The 8,217-nt window shown below is 61.3% G+C and carries 11 protein-coding genes and 1 tRNA gene; 6 read left to right on the forward strand and 6 right to left on the reverse strand.

Annotated elements, in window-relative coordinates; genetic code table 11:
- Nucleotides 1-23 precede the first annotated feature (23 nt).
- Together K0M74_RS16595 and K0M74_RS16600 are read right to left on the reverse strand one after the other, a co-directional pair.
- Nucleotides 24-413 (reverse strand): type II toxin-antitoxin system VapC family toxin, encoded by a 390-nt coding sequence (locus K0M74_RS16595; RefSeq protein ID WP_293974948.1) that lies wholly within the window; start codon nucleotides 411-413, stop codon nucleotides 24-26.
- Nucleotides 410-655, reverse strand: coding sequence for an AbrB/MazE/SpoVT family DNA-binding domain-containing protein (locus K0M74_RS16600; RefSeq protein WP_293974951.1), 246 nt, complete (start codon nucleotides 653-655; stop codon nucleotides 410-412). Before K0M74_RS16600 ends, K0M74_RS16595 begins: the two co-directional genes overlap by 4 nt.
- Before the next feature lie 523 nt (nucleotides 656-1,178).
- Here K0M74_RS16600 and K0M74_RS16605 point away from each other — a divergent pair.
- The 4 genes from K0M74_RS16605 to K0M74_RS16620 all read left to right on the forward strand — a co-directional run bounded on the left by K0M74_RS16605 (nucleotide 1,179) and on the right by K0M74_RS16620 (nucleotide 2,884).
- Nucleotides 1,179-1,370 (forward strand): DUF6771 family protein, encoded by a 192-nt coding sequence (locus K0M74_RS16605; protein ID WP_088441034.1) that lies wholly within the window; start codon nucleotides 1,179-1,181, stop codon nucleotides 1,368-1,370.
- Nucleotide 1,371: 1 nt separating this feature from the next.
- On the forward strand, nucleotides 1,372-1,701 hold the full coding sequence (locus tag K0M74_RS16610) for a hypothetical protein (protein WP_293974955.1): 330 nt from the start codon (nucleotides 1,372-1,374) through the stop codon (nucleotides 1,699-1,701).
- 11 nt (nucleotides 1,702-1,712) lie between these two features.
- The gene (locus K0M74_RS16615) at nucleotides 1,713-2,117 is read left to right on the forward strand and encodes a hypothetical protein (RefSeq protein ID WP_293974957.1); all 405 of its coding nucleotides are present in this window, start codon (nucleotides 1,713-1,715) and stop codon (nucleotides 2,115-2,117) included.
- Between the two features lie 119 nt (nucleotides 2,118-2,236).
- Nucleotides 2,237-2,884, forward strand: coding sequence for an SOS response-associated peptidase family protein (locus K0M74_RS16620; protein WP_293974959.1), 648 nt, complete (start codon nucleotides 2,237-2,239; stop codon nucleotides 2,882-2,884).
- Nucleotides 2,885-2,902: 18 nt separating this feature from the next.
- Here K0M74_RS16620 and K0M74_RS16625 read toward each other — a convergent pair whose 3' ends face one another.
- Entirely contained in the window at nucleotides 2,903-3,823 is a 921-nt protein-coding gene (locus tag K0M74_RS16625) for a nucleotidyltransferase domain-containing protein (RefSeq protein ID WP_293974961.1), read from the reverse strand.
- 157 nt (nucleotides 3,824-3,980) lie between these two features.
- Between K0M74_RS16625 and K0M74_RS16630 the strand changes: the two genes are divergently transcribed.
- Nucleotides 3,981-4,751, forward strand: a complete 771-nt coding sequence (locus tag K0M74_RS16630) for a DUF6499 domain-containing protein (RefSeq protein WP_293974964.1) — start codon at nucleotides 3,981-3,983, stop codon at nucleotides 4,749-4,751.
- A 137-nt stretch (nucleotides 4,752-4,888) separates the two neighbouring features.
- On the opposite strand, the gene K0M74_RS16635 is transcribed toward K0M74_RS16630, so the two are convergent.
- Nucleotides 4,889-5,116, reverse strand: a complete 228-nt coding sequence (locus K0M74_RS16635; protein ID WP_293974967.1) for a hypothetical protein — start codon at nucleotides 5,114-5,116, stop codon at nucleotides 4,889-4,891.
- Between the two features lie 772 nt (nucleotides 5,117-5,888).
- On the opposite strand from K0M74_RS16635, the gene K0M74_RS16640 reads away from it, so the two are divergent.
- Complete coding sequence (locus K0M74_RS16640) at nucleotides 5,889-6,674, forward strand: hypothetical protein (RefSeq protein ID WP_293974970.1); 786 nt, start codon at nucleotides 5,889-5,891, stop codon at nucleotides 6,672-6,674.
- Nucleotides 6,675-7,389: 715 nt separating this feature from the next.
- On the opposite strand, the gene K0M74_RS16645 is transcribed toward K0M74_RS16640, so the two are convergent.
- Nucleotides 7,390-7,466: transfer RNA gene (locus tag K0M74_RS16645), tRNA-Met, on the reverse strand.
- A 61-nt stretch (nucleotides 7,467-7,527) separates the two neighbouring features.
- Nucleotides 7,528-8,217, reverse strand: a 690-nt coding sequence (locus K0M74_RS16650; protein ID WP_366932689.1) for a 2'-5' RNA ligase family protein, incomplete at its 5' end; no start/stop codon positions are given.

Consider the following 8,217-nt stretch of genomic DNA (forward strand, 5'->3'; position numbering starts at 1 on the left):
GCGGACATGAAATTCTTGATCGTTTAGCGGATGATTACGACCTCGACGCCGACGTCGGACTCGATCGCCTTCCACCCTTTGTCGGCCGTCCAGGCGGCTAGACCATCACGCTTCGCCAGAGCAATGCAGAAGCGATCGCCAAGTGACAAGCCAGCGGAGGCCGTTGATTTGCGAAGGCGACCGGCAAGGTTCGCCAGCTGCTTGTCCACCAGAACCCATTCAATCGGCAGTGGATCAAGCATGGCGTCTATGTCGCGCGCGTCCATGCCCGCGTGAACAAAGTAGCTCACCACCTCGCTATAGTTGATTACGCTCATTCTTGCATCCGAGATCGTTTTTGAGACCCTGTCAGCGCCGGGTTCGGAGCGGAGCATCGCGATAAGTGCGGATGCATCAAGGATATACTCGCTCACTCATCACCGTCCTTTTTGCGGTGAGCCAGGAACCCCTCAACCGAGACATCACCGCCACCTTCGGCGAACCGCTTCGCAATTGCCTGCGCGCGCGCGACAGCTTGGGCGGCGGTCCGCAAGACGACACCATCGGCGGTCTCCTCGAGAAAGACAGCGCCGCCGTCGGCCAGCCCCAATCGCTTGCGGACGTCAGCTGGGAGGCTCATTCGTCCCTGTGGCGTGATATTGACCTGGATTTTCATCTGGTACTCCTATCAATATCCCTCTTCAACTCTTACAATATAGGCTCAATTGACAATCTGTGCAACGATGGACCATTTATGCCATAAATCTCCTACCATGCCATAACTGCTTTCTTCCCCGCCGTCGGGATACTCGCACGACCGGGCGCGCGGGCCGGTGGGGGAAGTGATCGAGCACAGGTCGCCGCGCCGACCGGACTGCACAGGCGGACGACCGGTTTTGGGTCCGGTTCGCGTTCGCCGCGCGCAAGCGCGTCGAGCATTCAGATTGGCGCGAAGGTGCAATTCCAGCGCAGGGGTCAAGAGTCTCATGGCTTATGTCTCCTTGGCGACTGGCGGCGAGCCTCTCTCGCCGCGCCGGGTCCGCCGCCGGGCGGACTATCTTCTTCCTCCCGGACGAGGGGGCGGGCGAGCAGCGCCTGCGTCAGCGCAAGGCCTGAGCGAAGGCCGACCGCGACGCGGTCTGGCCGAGCGATCCCGTCGCCCACTTGTCAAGATGTTCTGTATATGTTCTCATTGGGCCATGGACAATATCGATACCGCCCGAGTCGCAGAGACCATCCTTTCCGCCCCCGGCTGGGCGCGCGTCGGCATCACCGCTCCGACGAGCCATATCCGGGTCGAGGCCGCGTTCGAGCTGGCACGCGCGATCATCGAGAGCGTGAAGGCTGGCCCGGAGCCGACGAGCCCCGACCAGCTCGGACTATCCCTTTGACGTGGGCGGCTGGACAAAAGACGGACAGCCCCGCGCAACCCACATCTTCGAGGCGGCGGCCTGGTTCCGCGCGATCAAGCCGGTGTGCCGCTGCGGGAATAGCGCGACCTTCAACCCTTATGGCATCTGGTGGCGCTTCCAGTGCAAGATGTGGGAAGACGATCTTTTCAAGGCACGCCAGAAATTCTGGTGCGTCCGCTGCTGCGAGCGGACGGGCAAGCGCGTTCGCCCGGACCGGATCGAACTGGTCGACCCCGGACCCGACGACATTGCCCTGCCCATGCCTGATGAGCGCGAATGGAAGCGCGCACTCAGCCGCTTCCGGGCCTGAGCGCTGGACCCATGGAGTTCGAGACCGACGACGCCCTCATCGGCATCAGCAAGCTTCACCGCGTGATAGTCTGGGACGGACAGCGCGAGCGCGAGAAGGAGATGCTCTGGGGCCTGCCGTCGCGCGACGCCGACGTCTTCCAGATCCCGCTGCTCAAGTCCGAGACCGCGATCATCGACCGGCCGTGCCTGCTGCTCGCCAATGAGTTCGGTCTGGTGAAACGCGAGAAGCGGATTTACGCCGCGAGCCTGACCACCGACCAGCCTTTCTTCGGCATTGCCGCGGCTGGCGCCCGGCGCACCGCCTGTGGTCCGAGAGTTTCGCGGCGCTCACCGTGCCGGCCTATGACGATCTCGCAGCCCACGAGGATCGACATGTCGCGGTGCTCCGGCCCGAAGACTGGTTCAACGGGCTGATTGGCGCGCGCGCCACTGGACATTTTGCGTCCCTTCCCCAAGAACAGTTTCAGCATCATGCCGCCGATCCAGCAGAATTTCGACGAGATGCTGGGCGCGGCCTGAAAGGGACCGCCGCCATGTGCAATCTCGTGACCCTCAAGGCCTCGGTCGCCGAAGTCGCCTCTGCGTTCGGCGCGCGGCGCCCGCTCACCAATGCGCAGCCCGGCGAAGTCTATCCGGGCGGCCAGGGTTTCGTCGTCCGCGAAGATGCGGGCACGCGCGCGCTCCAATCGATGACCTGGGGCTTTCCGGTGCGGCTCAAGCATATGAAGCCGACAAGCAAGCCGAAACCGGTCAACAATGCGCGCGACGACAAGCTGATGACCTTCTGGCGGACCTGGTTCACCAACCCCGCGCAACGCTGCCTCATCCCGATCACAGCTTTTGCCGAGGCCGAAGGCGAGAAAGGCCGGATGACGCGGACATGGCTAAGTGTGACCGACCAGCCGCTCGCGGCCTGTGCCGGCCTCTGGCGTCCGACCAACGAATGGGGCGACTGCTATACGATGGTGATGGTCGATGCCACCGAAGAGCTCTTCGACATCCACGACCGCATGCCGGTAATTCTTCACGCTGCCGATCATGACGCCTGGCTGCAAGCCCCGCCTGAAAAGGCAATGAAGCTTGTCACCCAATATTCGGCAAGCCGGCTGGAGGTCGAGCGGACCGACCTGCCCTGGTTCAGCCGGAAGACACCGAGCGCGGAGGCCCCGACGCTTCTCTAGCCCGCGTCGCGACGGCGATCAGAGGTCGGCCTTCTGCCGAAGCCCATCGAGCCATTCGCGCGACACCGTCTCAACCGTGTCGCGGAGCAGAGTCACCGCTGATCTGATCGCCTGCAGATCGTCGCTGTCGATGGCATATGCAGCCGAGTAGCGCGCCTCGACATAAGCGCGTTTTGCCAACTCGAAGCGGCGGCGGTCGATCTTCGTCGCCCTCGGCCAGGCATCGACGAGCCTTGGTTCGCGGTCCTCGGCTAGGGACCGCAAGAACTTCAGATTATGCGAGCGCGGGACATAGTGGCTGCGCACAAGCAGGAAGCAAGTGTAGGCCGTTTCTGCGGCCTGATGGAGGTTGAACGCCGCATTCTTGGCCCACTCAGGGTCAGTCTCACTTTCGGCGCAGGATACAGCAGCTAGCTTGAGCCACCGATCAACTGCCGGAAGCTGCTTCGCAAGGTACTCACTGGCCATTTCATAAGCATCGGCCGCCGTCAGCGGCATCGGGGTGGCCAGCTCGCTGCCGGGAAGATCGTACAGCACGACCCCATCGCGCGCGATATCGACCCAAAAATATTCGCCGCGCGACAGGCCGCGATTCACCTCGTCGAGTGTGTGAACGATGATGTTCACCGGGCGCGTGATCGCGGGATCGCGCAGGATCTTGTCCTCCGCGACATACCAATAATCCGCAATCTCGGTGAGGTCGGGGTGGCTGACGATGATCAACAGATCATAGTCCGACTGATAGCCGTTCTCGGGTTCATCGACCCAGTCGCCGCGCGCATAGCTGCCGAACAGGACGATTTTCCGGACCTTGCCGTTCTTCTTCCACGGCTGCGTCGCGCGCGAGGTCGCGACGGCAAATTCGTCCAGCAAAACCCGCGTCGTTCGCGCCAGTTCTTCCTGCTGCGCCGGCGGAAGATGATCGACATCGCTTCTCATCACCGGATTCTCGCCATCTTCTCGCCCGGTGGCAAGACCTCATTGCGGCCGAGCGCTGCCGATTGACCCAGATCGAATGTTAAAAACTATGCCGAGCCGATCATCGCAAAGTTAATGCGTTGAGATTATTTCAACTATATTCTGAAAATTTACTCTCGTGGAAACGACGATGCACCTCGAAGACGTCCCGGTCGTTGCCGACTGGCGTAATCCGGCGCACTACGTATCGCTCCTTGCATGCGATCGACGTGCCTTCGCCTGGGAGTGGCTGCGGAGAAATCCAGGCTATCGCAGCGCAGCAGCGAGCGGAACTCCCGATCCAGGCACCTTCGGACTCGTGGCCTTCGCCGACCCCGACCTTCCCGCTGCCGACGCGCGACCGATCTGGGCGCCAAAAGTCGATCCGCACGTCCTCGACACCTATGTACGCGGTTATGCGTCCGAGCAGGACGACCAGTTCGATATCCGTGCACTCGCTGAATTTGTGTCCGTGGAGATCAAGGACGACACTACCGAACATTGGCTGCTGTCGAACGGCCAATGGTATATTCGCATCGATCTTCACGACGGCACCCTGCTGGGCGGACCACTGCTCCTCGATCATCACATGCAGGGGTTGGCGTCGGCAGAGCCCAAGATGGTCGCGCTTCGAAGGCTGATCGCGCTTTCACGTCATGGAAGACTCCCGGCGGGACTCCATCCGAAGGAGGTTCGGGCAGCACGCTGGGTACTCGAGCTTCGGACCGCCGACGGACTTGCGGCGGGCGCCACCCAGCACGCAATGGCCAGATCGTTCTTCGGCCAGTCGGTAGCGCTGGATCGCTGGAAGCTAGAGAGCGCAACCTATCGGCTTCGGATTCAGCGGCTGGCCCAAGCCGCGCGTCGAAATCTCAGCGCGCCGCTCAATGGCCCCTGGTTCAAAAATTGACGCCATCCTAGCCGGCAGCGGCTGTGTCCGGAGGTACGAGCAATTCCTCAGCGACGCCTGCGGCCCACGCGCGTGCCAGAAGATGGCGCTCCCACAAGGCGAATCCCGCGGCGCAATTCGAGCTCCTGATTCTTGTTCTAAATTCCCTCGATTCCCTTGCGCTTGTGGTTGAGCATCAGCTCGGCGATCTCGTTGTCGATCCCGACTCGCCGTGCATTCGATCGGAAGGTTCGCCTGAGGTCGTGAAAGTGCCACCATGGGATGGCGCATCCGGCGAACTCTTCCATCCGCGCGTGGATGCGATCGCGTACCTTGAACCATCCCGCACGCGGCGGCCTGTCAACAGCAGCGACGGGAACAGCCATTTCTGGTTGGTCTGTGCCAGACGACGCCCCCAAGGCCCAAGCGCCACGACATTTTCCTCGATATTCTTCGATCTTTCCGGAGGAAGCGTCCAGATACCAGCCGCGACTTCCTTCGCGGGAGCCTCGAAAAGTTCACTATCGCGGACGCAACGAAATGCGCCGCCGCAACTTGCCTAATGATTACTGCCCCGTCGAAAGACGGAGCCGTATATTTACCGCGCAAACAACTCACTCCAGATACTGCCCGCCACGCGTCTCCACGTTCGCGACCAAGCCTTGCCCTCGTTGGTCTCGCGATCATTCTGCAATGCGCCGCTATATGTCGCATACATGTTGCACGGACTGGCACGTAAAGCGAACAAAAGCACGGAAATGGCGCAACACCGTGCAACAAAAAGTAGCGGCGTTCGCGCCCCGTTCCCGGCAGCATTTCCCGCCTAAGCCTTCAGAAAATGGGGAAATCTTGGTAGCGGAGGAGGGACTCGAACCCCCGACACGCGGATTATGATTTATATCATAATCTATTCATTTCATATACTTAGATGTAAACAAGGTAAGAAAAAGATCCAATATAATCAATAACGTCCGTTTTCAACTGTAAACGAAATCGTCCCCAACTTCCTATCGGGTTCTCCACCCGGCAGTGTTCTGTAGGAGCGCCGAGTCAGCAATTAGGGCAAGCCTGCCCGTGTCACGGTCGACACGCCCAACCGTGGCCGAGTGCTTGAGGGATGGAAAGTCGACATACTCAATCACCGAACATTGACTGGCATTGAAAACGCGTCCCCGCTACCGTGCCGCAATGGGGGCAATTCGGGCAATTCTGCGCACGGTTCTGTTGATCTGCCTGGTCGCAGTAGCGGCGATATTCGCTCGTGAGTTCTTTCCGGTTGGCCGTGGTATCGCAACTTTCGACGACGGCGAAGCAACGGCTGAAGCCGCCGCTAATGCTAGCGTATACGCCGCTACCGGGTCGCGGCCTCGTCGCTATTCCGTGTGGTTCAATGACATCGGCCCAGTTCCCTATAACGAACCGGCAACGCTGGTCGCATCAATAGCGACAAAAAGTGAGGAAGAGGCATTCGCGTCGGTTTTACGAGGGGACGGGCAGCCACGGAAAGGGTCCGCAAAGTTCACGAACTACGTCCGCGCGCATCTCTCAGGGCCGTCTGGCTTTGTTACAATCGACGGCGATGGATCGTCGGTGCAAATGCTTTCCAACGCGGGAAATGCGACCTGGACATGGCAGGTCGTCCCTAAGACCCTGCGAGCTACTCGCCTGACTTTGAGGTTTTTCAATTCTGTCGAAAAAGACGGCCAGCTATACGAAGTTCCCGGCCCCACATATACCGCGACGATAAAGGTTACACCCAACTGGAGCAGTCGGGCTCGTGACCTCGCGGACGAATATCAGGGCGTTATCGCAGTGATTGGAATAGTCGCGCCGATAATCACCGGCATCTGCGGATTCCTCTTCGGGCGATGGTGGGATCGTCGGTCGTCGGCTCCTAAGCCAAAGCCCGGCAAGAAAACTCAAAAAGGTGGCAAGAGGACTTAGCGATAATTGTCGCGGTGCATCAGTGGACGCGACGGGCGCCTGATCGCTTGGCAGGGGCATGCCATGTCAAAAGTTTTGACGCCCCTGTAAGTTTCTGCATATACCTGACGCACAACGGCGCGCCCCCGGTTGGAATGGAAACGCGCCGTCGCTCACATGCCCTTGTGGAAGGGGCCAGGGTGGATCGCACGGTCCTTTGGCGAGGTTGACGTGCGAACCGGAACATAGGGCGGCCGATCATTGATCAGCCGCCTTTGCTGTTCGTCCCTCCCCGCGGGGTGCCCCTAGGTCGGGACGAAGCCACATACATACTCCCACACTGGCGCGGCGATGCAAGACGGCAAATGACGGCTTTATGCGTCGGTTCGTCGATATTTTGATTCGTTACGTCGCAGGCTATCGTGTCCAGCGCTTGTGCGCTGCCCAATGAAGCTGAGCCCCCGATACCAGTCAGGCTGCTCTCTAATGAGAGCAACAGGCAAGGCGTTTCTCTCTCATATCGAGATACCCATTTCGACGTTTCTTCAATCACATTTCTAGCGAGCGAACGACCTGGAGCACCGGACGATTACTCCGATGCCCAAAGCATAAAAGTGGTTACATTTGTGTTGCTTAGCATACGGACAACGCTGCCGTTTACGGAGCCAACTGTAAACGGTGTGTAAACGGCCCTCGCTGGCAACACACATACACGCCGCTAAGTGCTTGATTTTACTGGTAGCGGAGGAGGGACTCGAACCCCCGACACGCGGATTATGATTCCGCTGCTCTAACCAGCTGAGCTACTCCGCCCCAAAGGGCCGCCACGACGGGCGAGCAGCGCCTATAGGCAGGGTGTTGGCGCTGGTCAATATCATGTGCGCGCCCCGCGAAAATTCCGCGCGAAGGCGGCTTCCCACGGGCCGCCGAGATAGTGGTGGGCGGCAAGGCCGGTGATCGTTAGCGCGCGCGGCTGAAAATCGGCGGCGAGGTCGGCGAGCAGCGCGCGCGCCTCGCTGGGCGTGACCTTGTTCTGGACGGTGATGTGGAGCCGCGGTGTGCCCTGGTCCTGCGCGGTCAGCATGCCGGTGAAATGCTCGGCGATCCGTTCGCGGATAGTGAGCAGGTCGGGGCTGTCGATGCGATAGGCGACGCCTTTGCCGAGCGAGTACAGCTCTCGCAGCCGCGCCGCAGGCGGCGGGGTATCGGCGGCGATGCGGCGGATCAGCCCGTCGAGTTCGTCCAGCGCCGACGGCGGCAGCTGGTGGAACAGCGTGATATGTGCACTCAGATAGTTGCGCTCGGGCGGGAAATGCGCGGCTCGCAGCGTGTCGAAAAAACGCTGGTCGGGGGGGGCCCCCGGGGGGGGGGCGGGGGTGGGGGGGGGGGGCGGGGGGCGGGGGGGGGGGGGGGGGGGGGGGGGGGGGGGGTCCGGGGGGGGGGGGGGGGGGGGGGTGGGGGGGGGGGGGGAGGGGCCGGCGCGGGGCGGGGGGGTGGGGGTTTTGGGGGGGGTGGGGCCCGCCGGGCGCCGGAGCCGGATGGGGGGGGGGGGGGGGGCTCGAGC

This window comes from Sphingopyxis sp., from assembly GCF_019459305.1.
Classification (GTDB): domain Bacteria; phylum Pseudomonadota; class Alphaproteobacteria; order Sphingomonadales; family Sphingomonadaceae; genus Sphingopyxis.

Excerpts from the sequence above, each read along its gene's own strand:
- K0M74_RS16600 (WP_293974951.1), bottom strand. The coding sequence starts at position 655 with ATGAAAATCCAGGTCAATATCACGCCACAGGGACGAATGAGCCTCCCA.
- K0M74_RS16615 (WP_293974957.1), top strand. The coding sequence starts at position 1,713 with ATGGAGTTCGAGACCGACGACGCCCTCATCGGCATCAGCAAGCTTCAC.
- K0M74_RS16605 (WP_088441034.1), top strand. The coding sequence starts at position 1,179 with ATGGACAATATCGATACCGCCCGAGTCGCAGAGACCATCCTTTCCGCC.
- K0M74_RS16620 (WP_293974959.1), top strand. The coding sequence starts at position 2,237 with ATGTGCAATCTCGTGACCCTCAAGGCCTCGGTCGCCGAAGTCGCCTCT.
- K0M74_RS16625 (WP_293974961.1), bottom strand. The coding sequence starts at position 3,823 with ATGAGAAGCGATGTCGATCATCTTCCGCCGGCGCAGCAGGAAGAACTG.
- K0M74_RS16635 (WP_293974967.1), bottom strand. The coding sequence starts at position 5,116 with ATGGCTGTTCCCGTCGCTGCTGTTGACAGGCCGCCGCGTGCGGGATGG.